Raw genomic sequence first — 23,982 nt, 5'->3', positions numbered from 1 at the left:
CTTATTGCTTGAACAGTTTCGTTTGTTGTGTACCTTCTGCTGAAGAGAGCTTGATGAGGTAGACTCCAGGGACTTCATCGGAGAGGTTCAACTCTACCTTTTTTCCATTTACAGGTAATGTCTTAAGCAGTCTTCCTTCCATATTGAGTACGCTTACTGTACCATTTCGTACCTGATCAAAACTCACAGTGAAGTTTTCTTCAGTCACTGGATTGGGATACACATAGAATGTATTTAGATGGTTTGTTACACCCAATACAGCATCATCTACATCAGTCACCGTGATTGTTACCTCTTGATTAGTCGCATTGCCAGCAGCATCAGTAGCTATGACATTGATCACATAGGTATTGTTTTTGTCACTATCTGTAGGAGTTTCAAAATCCGGGGCTGACTTGAATGATACTACACCAGACGATGACACTACATCAAACAGTGCTTCATCATTACCAGAACCTAAACTGTAGGTCAAGGTATTTGCGTCAGTGGCTAATATAGTATAAGCAGTAGCTGTTCCATTTTCAGCAAAACTAGCTGCAGTACCTGAAGTGAAGACTGGAGCAACTTCATCTACATCCGTCACCGTAATGGTCACGTCCTGATTGGAGGCATTCTCTGCTTCGTCTGTGGCAATGACGTTGATCACATAGGTGTTGTTTTTGTCGCCATCACCAGGAGTTTCAAAATCTGGTGCCGATTTAAAAGTCACTACGCCAGTACTTCCTGCAATGTCAAACAGCGCTTCATCATTACCCGATCCCAAACTGTAGGTAATGTTGTTCGCATCTGTGGCTACAGCTGTATAAGCAGTACCTGTGCCATTTTCCTCAAATGAAGCAGTGGCAGCAGAAGTGAATGCTGGAGGTGTGTTTTCCAATACTTCAACTGTAAAGCTCTGCTGTACCGTACCCCCATTACCATCTGAAACCTCCAGAACCACATTATGTGTTCCAATATGGTCTGCAGTAGGAGTGCCTGATAATTTATTGCTTGTTGATACTGTTCGAATGGTATGAGAGGTTTGGTCTCCAAGGAAAATCTTGCCTTGGTCTTCTATTGCCACTCCCCAGATTTGTCCAACCCGTGCTTCTGATAATGTTCCATTTACAAATCCGGAACTACCATTACCGACTACGGTAGATACTACACCAGCAGGACTTATCTTGCGAAGCCGAAAGCCACTGCCTCCCACAAGCACGTTGTCTGATTGATCCAGTGTGATTGAAAACGGAGAATTAAACTGTGCAGCAGTGCCGGTACCATCAGCAAAACCGCTTATTCCACTTCCTGCCAAAGTAGTCACCACTCCTTCAGCCGTGATTTTCCGAATGCGGTGGCCAGAAAATTCTCCCATATACAAATTTCCAGAAGCATCTACGACCACTCCTGTAGGACTACTGAACTGAGCAGCTGCACCCGTGCCGTCAGCAAAGCCAGCTATGCCGCTTCCTGCTAAAGTAGTCACAACTCCCTCGGCGGTAATTTTTCGAATACGATGATTATTGAAATCACCAACATATAAATTCCCTGATTCATCTATCGTTATGCCAATTGGTCCATTAAATTGAGCAGCAGTGCCGGTATCGTCAGCAAAGCCGCCTGTACCATTTCCTGCTATGGTAGTCACAACTCCCTCAGAAGTGATTTTTCTTATTCTATTGCCACTAAATTCAGTAACGTACACATTTTCTGAAGCATCTACCGCTATCCCTGCCGGAGTATTAAACCTGGCTGCTGTACCGGTACCATCAGCAAAGCCGGTCGTACCGTGACTTCCGGCCAAAGTGGTTACTACACCTTCGGGAGTAACTTTTCGTATCGTGTGATTGGCCCATTCAGCGACATAAATATTCCCTGAATTGCCTCTGGCTATCCCTGCTGGCTGATTAAACTGGGCATCGGTGCCAGTGCCGTCAGCCATGCCGCTGGTTGTACTACCGGCCAACGTACTTACTCCTGCTGCATTGAAGGAAAGCCATGAAGGTACTGTTGGGGCCGTATAAGTGAGTCCGTGTCCATCAGCATCCGTTGCTGAGATGTCATAGCTGTATTCATTTCCTAATTTGACGGTAGTGACCGCAGTAGAAGTAAAGGAAGGAGGGGTGTTGGTCGTATTGACATCAATTTTTGTAGGTGATGTCTGTACATTGGGTGAGCTCTCATCATCTTCTGCTACCACATACACATCGTAGGCTGTTGCGGTGCTTAATCCGGTAATGCTAAATGCATGTGTAAAATCTCCCGTACTAACCGTAGCAGAACCGCTGGCTGCGGCTGTTGCCCCTGAGCTGCCTGTTCCTGCTTTTACTTCGGCAGCGGTAGGTGCGGCCGCTCCATCCACCAGCACGACATAGTACATCGTTCCGCCTTCATCTATATCTACATTGAGTGTAAGGCCAGTTCCGGTGATACTTGCAGCAGAAGGAGTGCTATTTTCAAAGGACGGTGGCGTTACATCATTTACCGTAATGGTAAAACCTTGATCCACTGTACCACCATTACCGTCATTGGCCGTGAGGGTTACACTATGATCTCCTACCTTGTTCGTGGCATCACCACTTAGTTTATACCCTTTTAACGTGGTTTTGATTTGATTACCATTCGTTGATGGGGCATAAATATTACCAGAAGCATCTACAGCCACTTCCCATGATCCGTTGAGTCCTGTGAGTACTGTACTGACAGTCGCACCTGGCATAGTCACTTTATGAACCTCATTGCCATAGGTAGTGTAATAAAAATTTCCATCACCGTCCATAGCTAATCCACCTCTTAGGTTAAGATCCGTCACCTCTTCAGTGACTGTGTTGCCGTCTGGTGTGACCTTATATATCTTACCAGTACCAATATCAGCACCTCTTGTTCCTACATAAATATTGTTGGAAGCGTCGATCACCATGCCGCCTATTTGGCCTCCTCCGTTAACCGTAGAAAAGGTAGTCGGCGAACCGCCGCCGGCAGCAAATCTATTAATCACTCCCGAATTATACTCTATCGAATAAACTTTACCATCGCTATCTACTACTACATCTACCGGTTGGCTGGTTGTCCCTATGGTAGTGACTACACCTGCCGAGGTTATTTTTCTTATATGAGCATTATCAGCCACATAGATATTATCAGATACATCAATGAAAAGACCAAAGGCATTAGCGAATGAAGCGGCATTTCCTGTACCATCTGCACTCCCCGATGGACCTGCTCCTGCTAAGGTAGATACTATGCCGTCCGGCGTGATTTTTCTGATTTTGTGTTGATTAGGGCCGTTTTGAGATACGTACATATTGCCTGCTCCATCTACTACAATACCCGTCGGAGCACTAAACTCTGCGGTCGCCTGATCTCCATCTGTGCCTCCTGCGCTTCCTTCTCCTATAGTAGTTAAATCTATAGCTGACAGTGTCAACCAATCTGGCTTGGTAGGGGCTGTCACAGTGACTGCATCACCGTCCGCATCGTTGGTTTGGGCGAGGTACCTATAGGAAGCACCGTCATCTACAGCGGTAACTGCCATAGAGGTGAAGGTGGGGTCTGCATTCTGCGCAAGCAAGGGATTGGAAGCCAGCAATGCAGCAGCAATAAAGAAAAGTGATTTTTTAATTGTAAAATTTTTCATAGGAATGCTTTTCAAGTAAAAACGATATACTTCATGGCTAAAAAATCTAAACGGTAGATACTTAACAATTAAAATGGGTGGATGACCAAACCTGGGTTACGAATGGACAAAAGCAGGTGATCTTAAAATCCTGGTTTTTTATACCGAGGCTTGATGCGGGTTTAATTCGGCTTTTTAGTCGAAGCAACGCTTTGCCTACAGAATCGCTGTTGAGCATTTCAAAAAACTGCTCCTGCGAAACACCTTCATATCTTTTCACACTTTGTTTTAAGAAGTTTCCGTGTCGGTATTTCACAAGCAATGAGGAATCTTCCCAGGAGTATTGCATGTAATCGATCAAAGAAGATTCTACTTCGATCTTTATATTCTTTAATCTGTTCGTTTCAATATTAAATACCATGGCATAAAAGGAAAAACAGACCTGCTGATGCAAGCTTTGACGTGAATGAATAGGTAAAATTCCATTTTTGAAAAAAATGTTGATGAATGGAAGAATCCGGGTGAAGTTCCGTTCATATTGGGGGATATGATGGTTTCGATAATCTTTAGCATCAGATAATTAACAAATAGTGTTGATATCAATTTTTTTGACAGAGTTTAAATCTTTTCAGACGGTCTTTCGCTACTGATCATATATTTTTGAACATTAAGAAAACGCGTGAGAAAATATCTAGTAACTACCATTCATCTTAGTAAGGGAGTTCTTCTGATCGGCCTTGTGATGCTTCTGACATTCAGCGGTATTAGTCCAGTGGTTGGGCAAAATGCACCTGACCTAAAATTTAGATATTATGGTCTTGAGCATGGGCTGTCTCAGGTCACGGCCATTTGTCTTCTGGAGGATCAGCAAGGATACATTTGGGTGGGTACACAAGATGGACTCAATCGATTCGACGGATACCATTTCAAACCATTTAGAAGTAACCCTGAAGACCCCAGTAGCCTAAGCAATGGTCATATCAATTGCATGGTTGAGGATAGCAGTGGTCGAGTCCTCGTAGGAACCAAAAATGGACTAAGCCTATTTGATGCAAAAAAGGAAACCTTTGATGTTCTTCTAAATGAACCGGCGCGAGCCAATTCCTTGAGTCACAATCATGTTACGGCACTATTTGAAGATAGCAAAAATCAGATTTGGGTTGGTACTGAAAACGGACTCAACCTGTTGAACTCTGATGCTTCAGGCTTTGACCATTATGATGAAAGCCCATCATCTTCGACAGTTCTGAGTAATAATTACATTACATCCCTGGAGGAGGATGATAAAGGGAATCTATGGATAGGCACAAAGAAAGGATTGAACGTACTAGACATAGAAAACCGCATGGTTCGTTCTTTGTACCATGACTCAGCCAATAAGTTCACTTTGAGCTCTGATGAGATCACCAAGGTATTTCAAGACAGTAAACAGCAGATTTGGGTAGGGACTCGTGATGGGTTGAATCTATATGCCCCTGAAAATAAAAATTTCAGGAGATATCTGTATGACTCAGATGATGAGACCTCAATCAACGATAACCATGTACTGAGCATTTATCAAGATTCAAATGCAGACTTGTGGATTGGTACAGCGAACGGTGGTCTCAACTTACTGAATGTTGCCAACGATACGTTTGTGCGCTATCAGCACAATGAAGATGACCCGAAGTCATTAAGTAACAATACAGTCTGGAGTATTTTGGAAGATCGTTCAAAAAACTTATGGGTGGGTGTATCCAATAAAGGAGTGAATTTTCACGATCCTAGAACCAGAACATTTACACACTATCAATACAGTCCCGACAACTCGATTTCTCTACAAGACAATGCGGTGAGAAGTGTTTTGTTGGACGATCAAAATCAGTTATGGGTGGGTTCCTTTACGGGGTTAACTGTAATCGACCGAAAAAACAACACAAGTCGGAGGTACAGGCACAATGTAGGAGATTCTTATTCGCTGAGCGCTAATTATGTCTTGAGTCTCTATCAAGATCACAAAAATCGCATTTGGATTGGAACTAGAAATGGGTTGAACCTTTATGAACCCAAAGGTGATCATTTTATCCGTTTTGAAGGAAATGATAAAGTATCCATGAAAGACATCGGGATTGAATCCATCCTGCAAGATCATCAGCACCAGCTGTGGGTCGGAACTAATAAAAAAGGAGTTTTTCGGATAGACCTTGATGAAGGAAAAATCAAGAGGTATGCGATCAAAAATGACAAAACCAATTTTAACCAATCAACAGCTGCGTGCATAGTTCAAGACACAGAAAATAGAATCTGGGTGGGATCGGCTGCTGGATTGTTTTTGTTCGATTTTAAGGAGGATATCTTTAAGCTAGTCGAGAGCAAAGTGCTTTCAAGCAATGAAGTTACCAATATTACCGAAGAACCGAATGGAAGAATTTGGATTGGATCGAAAAGTGGTTTTCATCTTTTTGACCCAAAAACGAAAACGCTCAAAAGTTATCATGAAAAAGACGGGCTTTCGAACGCATTTATCTATGGGGCTTTAGCCGATGATACGGGCAATCTATGGTTGAGCACTAATAAAGGCCTCAATAAATTTGTTCCGGATCAGGGCACCTTTACAGTTTACGATCATGCCGACGGTCTGCAAAGCGATGAGTTTAATGGAAAGGCATATCACAAGGACCGGAACGGTTTTATGTATTTCGGAGGTGTCAATGGACTCAGTGTTTTTCATCCAGATAGTGTTGGGGAGAACACCGATTTACCACAAGTGGTATGGACCGATTTTCTCTTGTTTAACCAATCTGTACAAGTGAACGATTCTTCGGTACTGAAGCACGCCTTGAACCACGAAGAAAAAATCGTACTCAACTACGATCAGGACATGTTTGCCTTTGAGTTTGCAGCACTCAATTACAAACAACCTGAAAAAAACCAGTTTGCTTATAAATTAGAGCCATTTAATGAGGATTGGATTTATACAGATTATAAAGACCGGAAAGCGGTATTTACCAGAATACCGGCTGGGTCTTATACATTCTCAGTCAAGGCCTCTAATGATGATGGCCACTGGAATGAACAAGCACGAAGTATAAAGCTTACCATCCTGCCTCCCTGGTGGAAGTCCTGGTGGGCTATGTCGCTCTATGCGATTGTTTCGCTAGCTACAATTTTTCTAATTGCACGTTTTCAATGGCGCAGAATACAACTCAAGAATAGACTTAAGCTTGAACGAAAAGAAGCAGAACAGTTCAAGGCATTGGACAGATTGAAAACCCAGTTCTTTTCAAACATTACACATGAATTTCGTACGCCGCTAACATTAATTCTTGGTCCTTCTGAGCAAATATTAAAGCAAAACAAGTTGGATGAGAGCTTTACCAGGAGTCAGGTGGAGCTGATCAGGAGAAACAGCAAAAAATTCCTTCAGTTGATCAATCAGTTATTGGATTTATCCAAGCTTGAAGATCAACAAATGTCTGTGGAGCTCTATCGAGGATCTTTAAATGAGTTTGTCAAAAATGTGGTTGAGAATTTTCAGAGTGCTGCGTATCAAAAGCATATCAGACTTAATCTGGATTCACAGCTGCCCATTTCTTATCATTTATTCGATCGAGATAAGCTGGATAAGATTATCTACAACTTGTTGTCAAATGCGCTTAAGTTTACTCCAGAGGAGGGGACAATAGATGTTACTATTGGACCATCAGAAGTTGATGGCAATAGCATTGCTTTGAGCGTGAAGGATAGCGGGATAGGAATAGCTGAAGATAAATTACCATACATTTTTGATCGGTTCTATCAGGTAGAAGGGGCCACTACAAGGGAGTATGAAGGAACAGGTATAGGGCTAGCACTTACTAAGGAACTTATCGAATTGCAAGGTGGGACAATCCGGGTGTCTAGTGAGGTAAGCAAAGGAACGCAGTTTGTGGTTGAACTACCGATTGAGCAGGTTTCATCTTCCGAAATAAGCACATCTCAAGTCGATGAAGCAAGCGAAATCCATCAAACTTTTGTTCTGGATGACTTGCCCCAAGTTGAGAATCAGGGGATTGACCCAGAATCAGAAAAACAAGTGATTCTGATCGTAGAAGACAATAATGATTTAAGGACTTTTATCCAATCTGTATTACAAGAAAAGTATCAAACACTAATGGCCAGTGACGGAGCCGAGGGAGTGGCTCTGGCATTGAAGCATATTCCCGATTTGATTATATGTGATGTGATGATGCCCGAAAAAGATGGCTTCGAACTGACGAAAGCGCTAAAAAATAATTCGCTGAGTAGTCATGTGCCCATAATTTTGCTGACCGCTAAATCTACGTTGAAGAGTAGAGTAGAAGGGTTGGAAAGTGGAGCGGATGCCTATTTGAATAAACCTTTTAGTGTAGATGAGCTATTGCTCACTGTAAACCATCAAATCCAAACAAGACGGCTATTACAATCCAAATATACGATTGGCTCAAAGGATTCAGAAGAAGGAGAGGGAGGTTACAGTTTAATGGATCAGGAATTGATGGATCGTTTGCATGCGCTGATTGAGGCCCAATTGAGTAATGAAGAATTCTCTGTGGATGAATTGATCGGCGAGATAGGTATGAGCCATAGTCAGCTTTACCGTAAAATTAAAGCGCTCACTAATTTGTCTATTGCCGGATTTATTCGCAACTATAGGCTGCAAAGAGCCTTTGAGCTTTTAAAGTCCGGTACACATAATGTAACCGAAGTAGCTGATATGACTGGGTTTGGCAATCGCCGCTACTTCCATAAAGTGTTTGTCGAGAAATATAATTTCCCCCCAAGTCAAATTTTGAAGTCTCTTTAATTGTAGGTGTAAACAACAGACATTCAGTTTTTTATGGTTGATTCTGACGAATAAGGAGACCATCTGTCTAATAAGGAGACTATTTAGGCAAATGGAGAGACCCGTTCTTGTCGGCTTCTTCTCACCTTTGATTACAGCTAAACATTGTAATCAATGAGAAAGAGAGAGAATTCTGATCATTCATTGAATGAGTTGTTCCTTGAAGTTGGCATTGATCAACTTGAAGAAAGCACATTCGATTCGGTAAATAAAGAAGTTGGTGCTAATACTTATGCATCTACTCAACTCAACATCCTGTTAAGTGGCGAGCAAGCCAGTATTCAGCTCGCCAAACGACTCGCTGATAAGTTAGACATTCCATTTATACTTTTGAATAGCAATGATATGAGTCATGCTACTGCTGAAGCATCGATAACTATTCCTGAAAATTATCTGAATAGTTCAAACCAGAAAGTGATTAGTGCATTATCAAAATCGTTGTTGGGTCAGACGGTAGATGAAAACACAAGAATCACCAATGATCACCCAAGCCAAGTTTCGGATGCTATTTTTATAAAAGATAATTTTAACTACATAAAGGTCTCCTTTGATCAAATTGACTTTGTGAAATCCGATGGAAATTATATAGAGATTCACTGGGCGAACAGAGTAAGTGTACTGAAGAAAACAATGAAAAGCTTTGAAGAAAAAGCATTTGGACATGCCTTTCATCAAGTACATAGGTCTTACCTGATCAATCTAAATAAAATAACGCGAATAGGGCCAGTTCACGTTTATCTCGGCGAATACAAAATCCCACTGTCAAAAGGCAAAAAAGAACAATTGATTGAGGTATTGGACACCTTTTAAGAACTAGACTTAAACTTTACTTTATATGTCATCAAGACAAATGAAAAATAGACCATGTTCGCAAATATTATGACGTATGAGAAGCCATCCGTTCCAATGAAATGAACCAGAATACCTATTAAAATGAGTCCTCCCATCGCGCCTGTGTTTTCCATGAGCGCAAATACGGTGCTACTAGCCAGGGCATCTTCAGGTCCGTATTTACTTTCTAGCAGAGTTAGTGAAATGGAGTACATGCCGCTGATCAGACCACCCCAAATAAAAAGTAGAATATAAGCCTGATAATTTTCGTAAATCGCTAAGGGTAAGAAAATGGCCAATATGGTACAAATTAGTGCAGAATAGACCAATACAAAGCGTCTATCAAAGTACTCTGACAGTGTGGAAATAGGAGTGTCCAGACTTACAGATCCCAACATGAAGGCGGTCAAAAGAAGGGATGCCTCCTGAAGCCCCAGCTCATTTCTAATTCCATAAACAGTAATGTGCCAGGAAACGCCAAAAAAGGATATGCCACATAAAGCCACCGCAAATAATACCCCCTTGTTTGCTGAGATTAGATCAGGGATTGAAAAAGAGTCGGTATTGGGTAGATTGGGTAAAATGTTTCTATTCCAAAAGAGTGGCAAGGAAAATAATAAGGTCAAAGCCGCACTGATGATAAAGGGGCCTTCATGCCCGTATTCCCACAGCTCACAAGTTGAGGCAGGTAAAAATCGAGACAGTATGGTTTTATTGGCATAGATGATCGGGCCAGTCGCTATGCCCAAGGATATGATGGTTCCGAAAAGGGCATACACCAAACCCTTGAATTTTTTGATTTCAATGTGATTGATGCAAAACTGAATGGTCATTAGACAAAAAAATGAGCCGGCACCTACCAGGGCAGAAAGTATAAGCCAACTAGTACCACTGGTAATAAATGCCATTCCTGCTAGTGCCAGCGCTCTAAAAACTATGGTGATCATTAAGGATATTTTGATTCCTATTTTTCTTATTATGATGGCCATCAATAGGCAGATAATAATGGCAATGACCGATTCCGTGGAAAGAATAATGGTGGAAAATAAAGGCCCAAATACCTGGGGGTTTTCTTCCATGAAGAGTGGAATGATCACCGAATTGAGTCCAACTGACGAAGAAATCAAATAAGTGGATACAAAATATATGATGAGTCTTAGCTGTGTCATTTTATTTATAAGATTTGGAGTCCATTTCACCACAAATTTCCTTTTGCAATCGCCTCAGAAACCAGATGATCATGCCGGATAAGTAGGCAATAAAAAATATGGTGACCATCGTTCGTTGCGTTGCTTTTTTTATAGGTTCCAGACGATTATTGTAAGTTTCTGACGATATGTCCACGCCCAATACCCCGATGAACTTCTTCTCGTCAAACAAGGGTAGATAGCAGCTGATATGAGAGCCCCATTGATCATTGTATGCTTTGTGTGTGATTGATTTTTTGTGTGTATCGAAGCATTTTTTCAACTCATTACTGGGATCTTTATAGATGTTCATAATATGAGACTTAGTCTCAATTCCTTTTTTATCATATTGACCCGGAGGGGTAGGGTCTAGAATGAAATGAATAGTTGAGTCCTTTTGTATCATCGTGTATATGAATTCGATGCTACTGTCTACGTTTAGGGCTCGGTACAAAGGCTCGATTTGATCCAGGTAAATTGGAAACTCTTCTTGATCCACGCAGTCGAGTAGTTGATGTTGCTTTTCGTCAATTAATGTTCTGATAACATAGGCGGTTCTATAGAGTCCTTCTAGTATCTCTCCTTTTTGTGCATTTATGGCGTTGAGGTAGATGAAATAGGTGAGAAACTCCAAAATGATGAAAACAGCCAATCCTGCGAATAGGCCTTCTCGTTTTTCGTGAACTTTATGATCTAGTTCCATAATTAAAACTGGTCGACAGCCACAATTTGTGTCCTTGGAAATCCATTGAAATTACAGGCCGAAGCCGAGGTATAGGCCCCCATGTTTTTAAAGAGGAGAACAGTCCCAATTTCCAGATCGGGCAAATCGACTTCTTTTAGAATAATATCTAGTGAATCACAGGTTTGTCCTGCGACTACACTGGGTAGAACCTCTCCAACTTTGAGTTCCTCCAACCACAGTGGGTATTGCATTTGATCATAAACCTGGCCAGAGAAAGAATTGTAGACACTCTCATCTACGAAATACCACGGTTTCTTTTTTCGTCTGGACTTGCCTATAACTTTTGTTGCCAGAATCATTGAGTTGGCCACGATGAATCGTCCTGGCTCTGCGATGAGCTCGAGGCCCTGCGTGTGAATTTCTTCAAGATCACTTTTGAATTGATCGCAATACTTGAAAATGTCGAAATCAGGAAGTGAAGGATGATTTGGGAAGCCTCCGCCAATATCAAGGGTGGAAAGTTGTATCCCGGAAATCTTGAGCACAGCGATGATATTTTTTGTAGCAGCAAGAGCCAGGTTAAACCCTTCTGGTTCAATGGCTTGGGACCCACAATGAAAGGAAAGGCCTAGGTTATTAAATCCTAGATCATGTGCCTGTCTTATTAGGTTTATCGCCTCGGTTTCACCTATCACACCAAACTTCTTTGAAAAATCAATTTTTGCGTTGGTGTTTTCAACTGCCATTCGCACCAGTATACGGATTTCACTTTTTAGCTCTGTTAGCTTATTGAGCTCAGATAAGTTGTCCACTACAAAGGTTCGAATGCCATTTTTATAAGCATAGCTGATGCTTTCTTGTACTTTAATGGGGTGTGTATGTATCCATTGGGTCGAAGGTTTTTTTAGTCGGCTTACAATGTCTATTTCAGCGTTGGAGCAAACGTCAAAATTCGATCCTAACTCTACCAATGTTTCAATGATTGAGGGATGGCTATTGGCTTTTACTGCATAATATAGACTGACATTGGGCAGTGCTTTTTTTAGATTCAAATAGGATGACTTGATAACCTCCTTTGATAAGAAAAGTGTAGGCGTCGGATGAGAATCAATGAGAGTTTTTATTTTTTTATTGTACTGGAGCATTGATTAACGATTTAATATAAACAAATAGGCAAAGTGACAAGAAGAATGCGAGGCATCCGAGAAAGCAAAACCTGTCGATTTCATTCGCTGCTTTTTCTGACTTTCTGAAAGCAACTTTGGCTACAACTACACTTTCAATCACAGTGAAAAAAACCATGAGGTTGGTGCCCAAAACGATATAGTCCATAGTGGTCAAATAGCTAATCTTGGGGAGCAGATCGTTGATTACAAAATTGTGTGCGGTTAGTGCCAGAAAGGCCGTAATACTAAAACTCACCCTATTGTGCAGATCCAAAGGATCCATACAAAACACAATCCATGACATGAGCACAATAAGCAATGAGATGAAAAGTATCTTGGTAAAGTAGAAGCCCCTCTTGCGAGAGATGTTCATGATAAATTGGGAAACAGAATAGGTTTGATTATCGAACTTATACAGATGCTTATTGAAAACGGCTTTCGCCGTGGGATTTAGGTGAAATTCAGAAAAATCCAACCCCATTTCGTAGGCAGCTCCACCGGGAATTAGAAAAGTGTCACTAGCAATTTTGTAATACTCGAAAGGAGAACCATAGAGATATTCCAGTTCTTCGCTGGTCTTTGAAAAATCTTCTAAATGAATGATAAGGTCCTGACTGTCAAATGGGAATTGCTCCATGTCCATGGGGTTGTAGAAAGTGCCTTTGTACCGGGCGTCTTGCAAAACATAACCATGCTCGAAGGAATAGTTAATATCTCCAATGGACTCGATTGAAATAGCATTTGTGAAATCATTTTTTGGAACCCAGTTTAAATGCTCTGAATCAATCTTGGCCAGGTTTTCTGATGAATCGCCTGGTATCTCCTGATGAGATAGATCAGTGGAATCAATTTTCCAATATTGCTGAAGATAAAAGTCGAGTTCGAAGTTTTGATTGATGTAGTCAACATTGGTCAATTGGTTGACGGCATAGTTGATGAACACTTTTCTACTGATAGGCTTTCCTTCTTGTCCGAAGCAATAGACAGGTAGCAGTAGTAAAACGAGTTTTATTGATTTAAAAGACATGATCAGGCGGTTAGGGAAGTGAAATATTCAGACCTATGAAAGTTCGATGCAGCGACTGGCCAGGAAACTGCGAATGGGTAATGGAGACTTCAAGATCAAATGATTTGATATGGAACGGAACTCCCAAAGTGAAGTCGACCTCACGCCATCCATTATCATTATTTTGACTAGCAAAACGAAAGCCGGTTAAAAATGAAACTTCAAAGGGAACCTTGCCAATGCGACAACCATACGAGAGGCCTAGTGTTGGATAAGCCCCAGTCATGTCGTGATAATAGATCTCAACCTCAGGTGACAAAAACAGTTGCGGTGCGGCAAAACCGGCATACAACTCCATCCAATTGTGAATAGGTAAATCGAAAAACATCATCGTACTGTCATGTCCGGAATAATGAACCAGACCAGCTTTGAAGTCCATGGAATCCAAGGTGATCCAATGGTAGTACAACGTAGTGGCCGACTCCATGGGAACCCCATATTCAACATCCGAGTTAACGCTGAGCCATAGATTCAAATTAAGTCCGGGCTGCCGATGTTCTGCGTTGGATCTTGGAAAACGATAATCTATAGAAGGCTGGAATACTATGAAATCGTTTATATCATCCCGCCAGATGTAGTGAGAAAATGCGTCCATCTCAATACTGATTGTACTGGACTGACTATAAGCAGCCCTGGTACTTCCCAGTAGACATAGGAATAGCGTATATAGGTGTAAAAACCTCATAGTTATTGTTTTAGAATCCTTTTAGCGTTAGTGCTTCAGTACTTCAGAATGGCCTGTGGTCTTCGCTGAATACTTCTTTTGGATCGGGGTGATACATCTTTTTGAACAGCACTAGGTTTATACCCACGCTATGTTTTTCACTTTGAGCTTGGCCGATTTTCGATGTCCGTATACGGCTTTAATTCTCTCCCATGTCCATAGCTCATCATTGTTCCACCAGTTTGCAGAAGGATGGGGGTGATCTGCTATGCTACCTATCATCCGATAGCCAACACCGTTGAGCCTATAGGCAAGGTTAGATTCCAAAGTCAGCACTCGGTCAGTTGGGGCATGGTGATCTAGAATAATGAAGGTGTGTCCTCCTTTCCATTGTTCTTTCCAGCCTTGTATAACAGTCCATGGCTGCGGAGCTTCCTCCTCATTATCAATGGCAACGGCCATGTTTCGATCCACAAGGCAAGTCACTGGAGAATAGTAGTCACTCGCATCATATATCATCATTTGACCATGGTTCTTGCTATTCCAGACAAATCCGGACTGACTGTTTTCCCAGGCCTTGACCAGTATGGCCTCTACAAACGTACAGCAGTTGTTTTGTGCTGGGGGAGCCTGCGGTACTTTACAGTTTTTTAGAGGGAAAGGATAGGTAGGTTTGTGCAAGTCATAGGTGAAATCCACGAACTCAGGTAACAAGTCTACCAAAGCTTGTTCATCTATGGCTTCACCGTCATTTTCAAAGTTGTAAGCTTCAGAAGTTTTTGGTGAATCTATGTAGGCATACTGAGTCTGCTGATACCTAGCGCAGATCCATACATTTTGATTGAGGTCGGGAGCAAATACCCTTGCGTAATCAGTATCTGCATTGGGAAAGTTTTTTTTGAATTCTAGCAATTCATATTTTCCCGCCTCAATTTTTCCTAACAATTTTGAAGAGGTGTCAGCTTCTTCGAAAATATTGAGTCTTTGTTTTAGGTTGATCGTATTCATGGTACTGTGTTTTTTGTTTGGTTATGGAATTAGTTAGGTAATTGTGCTTTGAGTATTTTCTCATAGGAGTCAACAACATGTTGCAAGCCATCTGACATCTGTTGGGGTTTGAGCACAATTTCTACATTACCCACGCTGCCTTTTTTAGATGCTTCTGACTCCTGCTCAGTGTTTTTAGGTCGGTTGCTGAATTTTCCAAGCCCTACCTGCAATTCATCATTCACTAGGCTGAGTTCCAAGTCAGCTTTGAGTCTGACTTCTTCCACTTTGGAAAATTCAACAGGAACCAACGTAATCAGCGGTACGTGTACCTCTTTGTTGGCTATGCTTCCGTCTGGCGCTGTAGTAGGATAGTTCAGTATGACGGTCTTGGGCCTCAAATCTCCCTGCGCCATCGCTTGTTCTTCGGCATCGGGCTGGCTGAGTGTGCTTTTAAGTTCTTTGATCGAGCGGAGCGCGTGATCAAGATCTTGTCGACTGATCTTGGAACTGGGATTGACCACAGCATCTGTAGCACTCAGGGCCTCGTCGATCTTTTTCTGAATCTCTCCGTCATCATCATCCTTCTCGAAGTACTGGTTAAGTACTTCCAGATTTTTGGACATCAAAGCATCATTGGCGCCAAGTACTGCGCCTTGTATGGATTCAACGAATGATTTAAATGAAAACATAATTTTGTTGGTTTATCGGGTTCTGGCTTTCAGTTTTTCCAGTTGATCGATGGTCTTTTTTACCATTCCCTGGCTGTCCTGCGGAAGACCATAGCTGGCATCGCAGTTTACGTTGGGACAGGAAAATCTAAATCCTTGTAAAAATTGATGAGTGTCAAAGGGTACTGGTGTTTGGCACACTTGACAAGGCATTATTTGATCTTTATTCATCATAGTAGTATATCTTTTAGTTGTTATTTATCAGTGGAATCACCATCCTGTTCTTTTTCTCTCAGGTCAATGGGTTCCATGTTTTTGGAAAATAGATCGATGATTGAGGTGAGTCCTACAGGTAGCGACTGCTGCCCTCCTTTGATATTGATTGATAGCTTGGAGCCTACTTTCCGCTCGTATTTTGAGGAGTTGGTTTGCTGATCTTTGTTGCTCACCTTTCCCATAAATTTCACTTCCTTTTCTCCCTCTTTTTGAGCGTCACTTGATTTCAATCTGTCAGATTTTGCCTCACTTTGTTCGAGTGAAGTGACTTCCATATCAAAGTCAATTTCGAATTCTTCTACAGATAGCGAATTCAAGGGTATCAAAGTCAAGAGAGGTAAATTGAACTTGGTGACGTATTGCTTAATTGTAGCCTTTCCGGACGGACCGTCAGGATCCAATTGAGAACGCGTCATAGCCATTTCTACCATGATAGGTTCGTAACTATCCCCTTCCTTTTTAAAACAGTAATCCATTAGGAACGTAACTTGTTCTCTGGCCATCATAGCATTCGCAGATGCTGTGGCTTTTAATGGAGCGCCTATGATCTGCTCCATAGGCAGGTTTTCAAAGGCTGGTTCAAATTTTCTTTTTGCCATGGTTGGTTCTATTTACCTCTCTTAATTAATTATGGTGTATTACCACCTTTACCGCCACTGTTTTTCACAGTTGGCATAGTTACAGGCTCAATGGCTTTGGAGAATGCATCAATGATGGTATTTACTCCTTTAGGCATTGGCAATTGGGCTGCATGTACAGCCACATGATACTTCGCAGAGTTACTTTTCTCATAGTGAGAGCTGGAACTCGCTTTGTCTTCCTTGTCGTAACTCGCACTACCTTTCACAGTCGCAGAGAAAGGTCCATAGCCCACTTTAGCTTCAAATGAAGCCGCAGCTGCTATTTTCTGAGTTGTTTCCTGAGAAGCTTCCTCTCCGTAACTAGATTTCACCTCCATATCAAACGTGATGTCCACGTTGTCCACAGCCAATGAATTCAATGGAATTATTGTAATAATTGGCAGGTCAAACTTGGTTTCCATTTCCTGGATATCCGTTTTTGATTTTGGATCGGTTGGATCCTTAGGTGTAATCACCCCTCTGGTCAGAGACATTTTGATCATGATAGGAGAGTAGTTGTAAACCGTATCTCCTGATGGACTTTTTATTCCTGAGTCAGTCTTAGTGAAACAGGTGTCCAACATGAACGTTGTCTGTGTCAGAGCCATTGCCGCATTTGCTTTTGCGGCGGCGTTTAGTGGTCCTCCAATCAAGGAGTCCATCGGTAGTCCCTGGAACTGTTGTGCCATGGACACTAGCGCTTTTTCAGCCATATTCTAAAAGTTTATGTTAAAAAATTGATTAAGTGCTAGCATGGTAGCTCTGATGAATGACTTCAAATGATCCAATAGATACCCTGTATGGGTAAGGTTGAACTTCATGAGACCCACACGTGCTAATTCTGGTAATTATTGATTCGAATTTTCTGACTTGGTTGATAAAACTTTGCGTAACCAGGTCACGACTAAGTGTATCACCTGCCAGAGGATCTCAGCCTCTTATTCCGTTCCGGCGCTACAGCAGTAGGCGAGTAGAAAAGTGGCAGTTTTGTCACTACTGTTCACAATACTTCTCATGTCCTTGTTTAGCTTGGACATGGCTGCCGTGACATAATCGGGTGCGGACAACTTATCCGTATTGAAGTCATGGACTTCAAGCGCAACTTTCTTGTTGTCTTTGGTAGTTGGTGAAGCAAGCGATCGGTCTTCGTTCGCAAATTTTTCTTCTCTAGTTGCTACGGCTCCAACTTGGCCACTACAGTAGCCATGTGTACCGGACATGATGTGAATGACATGATCCGAGCCACTTAGCTCTGCGCCAATGGTATTGAGCGCAGCTGCTACGTCCTTGACCGAACAAGGTCCGTGAAATCCCCAAATCTGTACCGCTTTGGGGGTGTCTTTGGTTATGTTAACTAATTTTGGCATTATGGTATTAATTAAAATCCCTACTCTTGATTAGGCTTTTCGGGTTTCGCCTCCACTTTTAGCTGTGTGGTCAGTTCGTTGATTAGGGTGGTTACTGCTCCACCTTCGTGAAGCCTGAGTAAGCTACTCTTGCTCCATTGCTGACACTATGTTCGACTTTTATTCCATCCCAACCGAAAAAGATGAGTGAATGACTGGATGTAATGAGTGAAAGGAAAAAGATGCTGAGTTAACCGAAACAAGTTTGTTTGAGATGGTTCATAGGCCGTATTAGAAAAGTACAAAAGACTACTCCTTATTTTCTATTAACAATTTGGGTTTGTCGGTGAGATGATCGACAAGGTGAAAATAAATGCATTTCTGATTCTCTTGGCTTGTATTAAACCTTTAGATGCTCTAGGTTTGATGAATAACCTAAGATTAAACCAATCCTATATCTAGCATGATGGCCAACAAACCTAAAACTAAGGGTGTTATTGAGATCAAATTGTCCAATGCATCCGATGATCCTACGCCCACTACCTGGGCTATGAAGGAGAGTGATTTTAACATCAGCCCCTTGCTTGCTTCTATTCATACGGGTGAAGCCAATTCTCCGTATAATGCTAATCAGTTCTGTACGGCATATAAGGAAGGAATTGCCTTTAGAGATCAGCGCTCTACGCTCGATCTCGACTTAGAAACAGAAACGTATTTGGCTCTGACAGACACTGATTTAGTCGATTTGAAAGGTGCCCATCTGATGTATGTCACGATGAATCTGGCCTCCGATCCATTTCTTGACTTACTTAACTTCAATAAAGACCTGGATCAAATCAGTAAAGATAAAGGCGTAACCATTGGCCCTGATGGAACCATTTATTTTAAATCTCTGGCTGAAAATAAAATCACTATACCGGATATATCAACGATTCAATCCATCTTCCCAAACAACGAATACATTCCATATTTTTTTGGTATTGGCGGAGAGCCTACCGCAGTGGAATTCAAAATTTTCTTTTGTACTTATCCCAGTGTAAAAGGAGTAAGGCGTTATCTCAAAAATTTATTGAGCCGCATTAAACTGCCCAAGGAAAAAATGCCCAAAGAGCTGGCGGAAAAACTGACCAAGGCACCCTTCTACTTTTGTATAGATCCTTTGGCAAAAGTTTCGAATGGTAGCACACCTCCAACTCATGATTAGGTGTATTATATGCATGGCTTTAATGCTTTATTCTGAAGCCATCTTTTCACAAAGTCGAAAGTACACTGATAGTGTAATGGTTGTGCTTAAAAAAAAAAGTTGAGTGTTAATGATCGTATTCGATCATTAATAAGAGTAGCTAATAGCCATACAGACCTTAATGAAGGAATTCGTTTTGCACTTCAAGCGCTCGAACTTGCGAAAAAAAATGAGATATCTCTCCTAGAAGCTTATGCGCTGGAAGAGATTGGAATGAATAAAAGGCTTTTAGGTAAAAAGGAGGAGTCTTATCGATTTGCGATCAAAGCTTACGAAATTTATGAAAGATTGGATAATAAGCGTGCTCAATCTGCAGTACTAGTACAATTAGGATCTAATGCTGTTGTAGACAAGGAATATTTAAATGCCTGTAAATTTTTTAAAGAAGCTATCTTTAAATTTCAACAAGATTCAATTATTCCTTTTGGTAATCTTGCCATGACGATGCTCAATCTTGGCGAAGCTTATCGATTATATGGAAAACTGGATAGTGCTGCTTCCTATTTTCAGAGGAGTTTAGAGTTGCAATTAGAAATAAATGATCAGAGACAAAAGGCCATTGTCAAGGGCTACGCTACTGGCAACTTGGGTATGGTCTATAATGCTATGGACAGCCTGGGAAAAGCCAGGAGTTATTTGATAAAAGCGATCAAGATCACACAAGAGTTAGGTGATCCTTATTCTACCGCAGTGTATATGGCAGATCTGGGGCTGGTGGAGCAGAAAGAAGGAAATTTTTCCGTTGCAGAAGATTATTTTTTAGAGGCTCATGATATGGCCTTGAAGGAAGGCCTCAAGGAGCAGGTGAGAGACATTAGTCTTTTGCTGGTAGAGTTTTATGAGCAGCAAGAGTTGTATGCTCAGGCATTTTCCTATCAGAAAATTTTTCAAAACTATCAGGACAGCCTGGTGAACAAAGAAAACATTCAAAAGGTGGAGCAGGTGAAAGCTCAATATGAAATTGATAAACGTGAAACGGAGATAGAACTGTTGGGTACCATCAGTCAGCAGAGAACTTATCTGGCGGTCGGTCTGGCCATAGGCGTTTTGTTTTTTGTAGGCTTTAGCATCATTCTCTATCACAGGAATGAGCAGAAAAAAACGACCAATCTGCTGCTGGCACAACAAAAAGAGACCATCTCAATAAGGGAACACGAGAAGGGGATGCTGCTGCATGAGCTCAATCACCGAGTGAAAAATAATCTCCAGATGATATCAAGCCTACTCAATATGCAGAGCTACGACTTGAATGGGCATCCGGCTGAGGAAGCCATTAGCGAAAGCAAGCATCGGGTAGATGCCTTGTCGTTGATTCATCAGAAACTGTATCAGGCAGATCAGCACACGGAAATATCTGCGAAGGAATATTTTAACGATTTAGTCAAAAATCTGGTATTCAGTTATAATCATGAGGTCAAACCTCAGCTTGAGCTATCTGAAGAGAAGGTGAAAGTCGACCTCATTATTCCCTTGGCACTTATTGTTAACGAATTGGTGATCAATTCATTGAAGCATGCTTTTGAAGGCGTTGCAGCACCTTGTATCAGTGTTAGTTTCCAAGTCAGATCAGGCGGTGCTGTTTTGGAGGTAGGAGATAACGGCCAGGGTTTGGACCCTTCCGTTAGCGAAGAAGGATTCGGATTGAAGTTAGTACGCTCACTGGTAAAACAGTTGGATGGAAATCTGAAATATATGAATGACAACTGCTCTACCTGGATACTGACGATGAACTTTAATCCCTAATGCTATGCAGACGAACGAAGAAGTAAAACCATGTATTTTGATCGTGGAGGATGAGGCACTACTGGCTCTGGACCTGGCATTGCGACTGTCCAAGGATTATAAAACCTTGGAGCCGGTTGAAAGCGTGGAAGATGCTTTGAGTGTGCTGGAAAATTATGCCGTCGATTTATTGATTATTGATATTTCATTGAAGGGAGAGAAGGATGGGATAGACTTGGCTACCAGGGTAAAGGAAGAATATTGCCTCCCTTTTATTTTCTTATCCTCTCACAGCGATCAGAATATTGTAGAGAGAGCCAAACGCGCTAACCCTTACGCCTACTTGATCAAGCCGTACAATGATCGAGAAATATCCATTGCGATAGAGCTGGCGCTGTCAAACTATTCCAGGCAAGAATCAACGAAAAAAATGGACAATAAGATTGAAACGAGTTCGGAGGCGAACCGCGTCATGAGAATCAATGATTGTCTCTTTCTGAAGAAAAATACTTATTATGAACGAGTGTCTTTTGGCGATATTTCCTTTTTGGAAGCTGATAATAATTACACCACGGTATATACCAAGTCGGATAAGTATATCTACTCTACAGTGCTAAAAAAAATGGAAGAAAAGCTCCCGGTTGATCAGTTTCTAAGAGTCCATAGGAGTTATGTGATTAACATCAATGCGGTGACTGGCTTTGAGGGAAACATGCTAAATGTTCATGAGAAAAAAATTCCTGTAAGTAAGCAGCATAGAGACGTGGTGTTTAGGCTCTTTGAAACTTTCTGATGGTCTGGTGACTGACTATGATGGGATACGTTTCTTACTCGGTTGCTTAAAAGTACTTCTAAAACTGCTTCAAAAAAGTAATCTTTCCTATAAACTGTTGCTCAGAAAAGGGGTCGTCTAACCCGTTGATTTGTCGGTCATTAAATACCAGGTAGATGAAAGAGAGCGGTTGATATTCCCAACTGGCTCGTACATTCCACCTTCCTTGTTCGTCGAAAGTATTGTATTGATAGAAGGCGGATAGTTGTACCCTTGGGTTGAGCGCAAAACGAGAGCCGATGGTGGTCAGGTGTGTTTGGAGTTGCTGTGGTGTTTCACCAATGTCAGTAAGCTTGTTGCATTCATAATCGACCGTAAGGGCAGCGTGTGGAATAGGTGCAATTCTCAACCCTCCTTCAATGGTGGTTCTTTGACCATTATAAAATCCGCCCCAATTTATGCTGCCTGTCAAAGATATTTTTGCGGATTGATTGGTTCTAAAATTGACTTGCTGTCTGGTGTAGTAATATTCTCCTTCAGGTATGGCTATTCCCAATGGCGCAAAACTGAAATTGATATTTTGCCAGGTTGGGTATATGGCGTACTGCAAAAAACTATTGTCTATGAAGTAGATGTAAATGGGAAAGAGATAAATATTGGCTTGTTGAAAATTATCAGGAGCGTTAAAATCGTGGTAATAATTAATAAATGCGCCAGGGTCCCACCTCCTGATCCAAGAAATGTTTTTGGGTCGCCAGATGTAGTAGCCACCGGGATTATGCTGGATTACATTTTTTTGAAAAACAAATCCCATGTCAGGGTTGTAGTCTTCCGAAACGAAGTTGGTACGCCATCCCAGGTAATACTTGTTGCTGCTGGCGCCTGCAAAGAAAGAGCCTGCGATACCTAAGGTGTCATTCGAGTTATCTCTTGATCCTGATATAAGATAGGATACTTGCCATTCGTCTGTAGGTCGGATGAACCCATCAATCGAAAGGGTTGTGTTATTGCTTTGCGCTATGCTTAGTTCGCTGGACCGTTCGTCCAGTCGGTGTGTAAGCATTACGCCTAGGTTGTTTTCATTTCCATAATTCTGTAAGTACCTCCCTGCCATAAAACTGGCGGCAGGGGATTTGTCTGTTTCGGCTTGGTGAATGTAAAGCCCTGCAATTGAACGTTTTTCGTTTCGCATCGTGTATCGTGTGCCAGCGTCAATTCTGGCTGGTTCAGCGTTGAAATTACCATTGAGGCCAATGGTTCGACTAAAAAATGGTACCACTGCACTGTTGCTGGCTCCAGCCCATATGCCTGAGTTTTCTAAAAAGAATTGTCGCCTCTCTGGAAAGAATATATTGAACCGTTCCAGATTGTTGACGGCCCGATCCACATCAGCCTGGGCAAAATCGGTATTGAAGGTGAGGTCTAAGACCGAATGAGAATTGATGGCCCATTTTATATCTCCTCCAAGCTTCAAGTCGCCATCAGAATCTTGATTGTCACCTTCTTCGATTTGGTCATATTGGTACAGTGCATACGGTTCTATTCTGATATTGGCGCTTGGTTCTGGCAACTCCAATCCTTCTAATTGGGCAGCATAGGTCATTCGGTACGGGGAAAAGGATTGTGGAATCGCAGGGAATACGGTCTGCTCGTAATCTCTTCTGGCCAATCGGCTAAAGGTGATGCCCCAGGTAGGGGACTGCCCAGGCTCCACTTGCTCATAACGAATAGATTTGAATGGAATCGCAAACTCTGCATAGTAACCAGAGTCCGTTCTGTGCGTACGAACCGACCAAAGGGCATTCCAATCATTGTCTGTATTACTGTCGTTAAAATTCTGTAGGTCTCGCTGATTGCCGTAGGGCGTAGTTTGGAATGAGACACAGTATTGCTTCAGGTTTTGAGGATCGAGTTGAACGAAAAAGATATCATTCTCTCCCCATTTGAAATCTCGCCTTAAATCCTGCACTCTGATTCCCTTGCGTCCCAAGGAGTCTTTGCAGAAAGCTCCCACATAGAGGTTCTTGTCGTCATACAATAAACTTACTCTGGTGTCGTACAGATAGTCACCTCCTTGTCTAGGCTCCATTTTAAAAAACGAAGTCGTCGCGTCTACTTTTTGCCAGTCTGCCTCGTTGAGTTTGCCGTCTATTTTGATATGGGCTGTGGCTTTGGTTGCGACTACTACAGGCGGCTTTTCAGGTGGAGGGAAGTTGTGGTCTTCCTGTGCAAATAGATTGGTGAAGACGCAGAGGAATAGGATAATCAAGAGTCCAGTATACTTTCTAAACTTTGTCATAGATTGTTG

19 protein-coding genes are annotated in these 23,982 nt (G+C 41.8%); 5 read left to right on the top strand and 14 right to left on the bottom strand.

Annotated elements, in window-relative coordinates; all coding sequences use genetic code 11:
* Nucleotide 1: 1 nt before the first annotated feature.
* Both ACO6S2_RS14205 and ACO6S2_RS14200 read right to left on the bottom strand, forming a co-directional pair.
* Nucleotides 2–3,616, bottom strand: a complete 3,615-nt coding sequence (locus ACO6S2_RS14205) for a T9SS type A sorting domain-containing protein (RefSeq protein ID WP_422359222.1) — start codon at nucleotides 3,614–3,616, stop codon at nucleotides 2–4.
* A 61-nt stretch (nucleotides 3,617–3,677) separates the two neighbouring features.
* A complete protein-coding gene (locus ACO6S2_RS14200) occupies nucleotides 3,678–4,016 on the bottom strand; it encodes a hypothetical protein (protein ID WP_422359221.1) in 339 nt (112 codons plus the stop codon).
* A gap of 258 nt (nucleotides 4,017–4,274) precedes the next feature.
* Between ACO6S2_RS14200 and ACO6S2_RS14195 the strand changes: the two genes are divergently transcribed.
* Both ACO6S2_RS14195 and ACO6S2_RS14190 read left to right on the top strand, forming a co-directional pair.
* Nucleotides 4,275–8,399, top strand: a complete 4,125-nt coding sequence (locus ACO6S2_RS14195; RefSeq protein WP_422359220.1) for a hybrid sensor histidine kinase/response regulator transcription factor — start codon at nucleotides 4,275–4,277, stop codon at nucleotides 8,397–8,399.
* Between the two features lie 153 nt (nucleotides 8,400–8,552).
* The gene (locus tag ACO6S2_RS14190; RefSeq protein ID WP_422359219.1) at nucleotides 8,553–9,248 is read left to right on the top strand and encodes a LytR/AlgR family response regulator transcription factor; all 696 of its coding nucleotides are present in this window, start codon (nucleotides 8,553–8,555) and stop codon (nucleotides 9,246–9,248) included.
* Here the strand turns inward: ACO6S2_RS14190 and ACO6S2_RS14185 are convergent.
* From ACO6S2_RS14185 to ACO6S2_RS14135, 11 genes are all read right to left on the bottom strand, one after another.
* Complete coding sequence (locus tag ACO6S2_RS14185) at nucleotides 9,245–10,438, bottom strand: MFS transporter (RefSeq protein ID WP_422359218.1); 1,194 nt, start codon at nucleotides 10,436–10,438, stop codon at nucleotides 9,245–9,247. The genes ACO6S2_RS14190 and ACO6S2_RS14185 overlap by 4 nt on opposite strands.
* Nucleotide 10,439: 1 nt before the next feature.
* A complete protein-coding gene (locus ACO6S2_RS14180) occupies nucleotides 10,440–11,159 on the bottom strand; it encodes a hypothetical protein (RefSeq protein WP_422359217.1) in 720 nt (239 codons plus the stop codon).
* 2 nt (nucleotides 11,160–11,161) lie between these two features.
* Nucleotides 11,162–12,286, bottom strand: a complete 1,125-nt coding sequence (locus tag ACO6S2_RS14175; RefSeq protein ID WP_422359216.1) for a type III PLP-dependent enzyme — start codon at nucleotides 12,284–12,286, stop codon at nucleotides 11,162–11,164.
* A complete protein-coding gene (locus ACO6S2_RS14170; RefSeq protein WP_422359215.1) occupies nucleotides 12,270–13,334 on the bottom strand; it encodes a hypothetical protein in 1,065 nt (354 codons plus the stop codon). The genes ACO6S2_RS14175 and ACO6S2_RS14170 overlap by 17 nt, the downstream gene beginning before the upstream one ends.
* Before the next feature lie 10 nt (nucleotides 13,335–13,344).
* Nucleotides 13,345–14,058, bottom strand: coding sequence for a hypothetical protein (locus tag ACO6S2_RS14165; RefSeq protein ID WP_422359214.1), 714 nt, complete (start codon nucleotides 14,056–14,058; stop codon nucleotides 13,345–13,347).
* 117 nt (nucleotides 14,059–14,175) lie between these two features.
* Nucleotides 14,176–15,045, bottom strand: coding sequence for a hypothetical protein (locus ACO6S2_RS14160; protein ID WP_422359213.1), 870 nt, complete (start codon nucleotides 15,043–15,045; stop codon nucleotides 14,176–14,178).
* Between the two features lie 29 nt (nucleotides 15,046–15,074).
* Nucleotides 15,075–15,716: a DUF2589 domain-containing protein gene (locus ACO6S2_RS14155; RefSeq protein WP_422359212.1), complete on the bottom strand. Its 642-nt coding sequence runs from the start codon at nucleotides 15,714–15,716 to the stop codon at nucleotides 15,075–15,077.
* 12 nt (nucleotides 15,717–15,728) lie between these two features.
* Nucleotides 15,729–15,929, bottom strand: coding sequence for a hypothetical protein (locus tag ACO6S2_RS14150; RefSeq protein WP_422359211.1), 201 nt, complete (start codon nucleotides 15,927–15,929; stop codon nucleotides 15,729–15,731).
* A 20-nt stretch (nucleotides 15,930–15,949) separates the two neighbouring features.
* A complete protein-coding gene (locus ACO6S2_RS14145) occupies nucleotides 15,950–16,570 on the bottom strand; it encodes a DUF2589 domain-containing protein (RefSeq protein WP_422359210.1) in 621 nt (206 codons plus the stop codon).
* Nucleotides 16,571–16,599: 29 nt separating this feature from the next.
* Complete coding sequence (locus ACO6S2_RS14140) at nucleotides 16,600–17,304, bottom strand: DUF2589 domain-containing protein (RefSeq protein WP_422359209.1); 705 nt, start codon at nucleotides 17,302–17,304, stop codon at nucleotides 16,600–16,602.
* A 225-nt stretch (nucleotides 17,305–17,529) separates the two neighbouring features.
* The gene (locus tag ACO6S2_RS14135) at nucleotides 17,530–17,958 is read right to left on the bottom strand and encodes a hypothetical protein (RefSeq protein WP_422359208.1); all 429 of its coding nucleotides are present in this window, start codon (nucleotides 17,956–17,958) and stop codon (nucleotides 17,530–17,532) included.
* 442 nt (nucleotides 17,959–18,400) lie between these two features.
* Between ACO6S2_RS14135 and ACO6S2_RS14130 the strand changes: the two genes are divergently transcribed.
* The 3 genes from ACO6S2_RS14130 (at nucleotide 18,401) to ACO6S2_RS14120 (ending at nucleotide 21,695) form a co-directional block, all read left to right on the top strand.
* Entirely contained in the window at nucleotides 18,401–19,141 is a 741-nt protein-coding gene (locus tag ACO6S2_RS14130) for a hypothetical protein (RefSeq protein WP_422359207.1), read from the top strand.
* A gap of 99 nt (nucleotides 19,142–19,240) precedes the next feature.
* The gene (locus ACO6S2_RS14125) at nucleotides 19,241–20,923 is read left to right on the top strand and encodes a histidine kinase dimerization/phosphoacceptor domain -containing protein (RefSeq protein ID WP_422359206.1); all 1,683 of its coding nucleotides are present in this window, start codon (nucleotides 19,241–19,243) and stop codon (nucleotides 20,921–20,923) included.
* Between the two features lie 4 nt (nucleotides 20,924–20,927).
* The gene (locus tag ACO6S2_RS14120; protein WP_422359205.1) at nucleotides 20,928–21,695 is read left to right on the top strand and encodes a LytR/AlgR family response regulator transcription factor; all 768 of its coding nucleotides are present in this window, start codon (nucleotides 20,928–20,930) and stop codon (nucleotides 21,693–21,695) included.
* Nucleotides 21,696–21,753: 58 nt separating this feature from the next.
* Here ACO6S2_RS14120 and ACO6S2_RS14115 read toward each other — a convergent pair whose 3' ends face one another.
* Nucleotides 21,754–23,973, bottom strand: coding sequence for a DUF5916 domain-containing protein (locus tag ACO6S2_RS14115; RefSeq protein ID WP_422359204.1), 2,220 nt, complete (start codon nucleotides 23,971–23,973; stop codon nucleotides 21,754–21,756).
* Nucleotides 23,974–23,982: the final 9 nt, after the last annotated feature.

The sequence above is a fragment of the Reichenbachiella sp. genome, from assembly GCF_965233835.1.
GTDB lineage: Bacteria > Bacteroidota > Bacteroidia > Cytophagales > Cyclobacteriaceae > Reichenbachiella.
This window is presented reverse-complemented; position numbering and strand designations above follow the sequence as displayed.

Bases quoted from the DNA above. Each gene is read 5' to 3' on its own strand.
- ACO6S2_RS14180 (WP_422359217.1), bottom strand. From the start codon at position 11,159: ATGGAACTAGATCATAAAGTTCACGAAAAACGAGAAGGCCTATTCGCA.
- ACO6S2_RS14200 (WP_422359221.1), bottom strand. From the start codon at position 4,016: ATGGTATTTAATATTGAAACGAACAGATTAAAGAATATAAAGATCGAA.
- ACO6S2_RS14115 (WP_422359204.1), bottom strand. From the start codon at position 23,973: ATGACAAAGTTTAGAAAGTATACTGGACTCTTGATTATCCTATTCCTC.
- ACO6S2_RS14150 (WP_422359211.1), bottom strand. From the start codon at position 15,929: ATGATGAATAAAGATCAAATAATGCCTTGTCAAGTGTGCCAAACACCA.
- ACO6S2_RS14155 (WP_422359212.1), bottom strand. From the start codon at position 15,716: ATGTTTTCATTTAAATCATTCGTTGAATCCATACAAGGCGCAGTACTT.
- ACO6S2_RS14120 (WP_422359205.1), top strand. From the start codon at position 20,928: ATGCAGACGAACGAAGAAGTAAAACCATGTATTTTGATCGTGGAGGAT.
- ACO6S2_RS14140 (WP_422359209.1), bottom strand. From the start codon at position 17,304: ATGGCTGAAAAAGCGCTAGTGTCCATGGCACAACAGTTCCAGGGACTA.
- ACO6S2_RS14185 (WP_422359218.1), bottom strand. From the start codon at position 10,438: ATGACACAGCTAAGACTCATCATATATTTTGTATCCACTTATTTGATT.
- ACO6S2_RS14205 (WP_422359222.1), bottom strand. From the start codon at position 3,616: ATGAAAAATTTTACAATTAAAAAATCACTTTTCTTTATTGCTGCTGCA.
- ACO6S2_RS14160 (WP_422359213.1), bottom strand. From the start codon at position 15,045: ATGAATACGATCAACCTAAAACAAAGACTCAATATTTTCGAAGAAGCT.
- ACO6S2_RS14175 (WP_422359216.1), bottom strand. From the start codon at position 12,286: ATGCTCCAGTACAATAAAAAAATAAAAACTCTCATTGATTCTCATCCG.
- ACO6S2_RS14165 (WP_422359214.1), bottom strand. From the start codon at position 14,058: ATGAGGTTTTTACACCTATATACGCTATTCCTATGTCTACTGGGAAGT.
- ACO6S2_RS14170 (WP_422359215.1), bottom strand. From the start codon at position 13,334: ATGTCTTTTAAATCAATAAAACTCGTTTTACTACTGCTACCTGTCTAT.
- ACO6S2_RS14145 (WP_422359210.1), bottom strand. From the start codon at position 16,570: ATGGCAAAAAGAAAATTTGAACCAGCCTTTGAAAACCTGCCTATGGAG.
- ACO6S2_RS14135 (WP_422359208.1), bottom strand. From the start codon at position 17,958: ATGCCAAAATTAGTTAACATAACCAAAGACACCCCCAAAGCGGTACAG.
- ACO6S2_RS14130 (WP_422359207.1), top strand. From the start codon at position 18,401: ATGATGGCCAACAAACCTAAAACTAAGGGTGTTATTGAGATCAAATTG.
- ACO6S2_RS14190 (WP_422359219.1), top strand. From the start codon at position 8,553: ATGAGAAAGAGAGAGAATTCTGATCATTCATTGAATGAGTTGTTCCTT.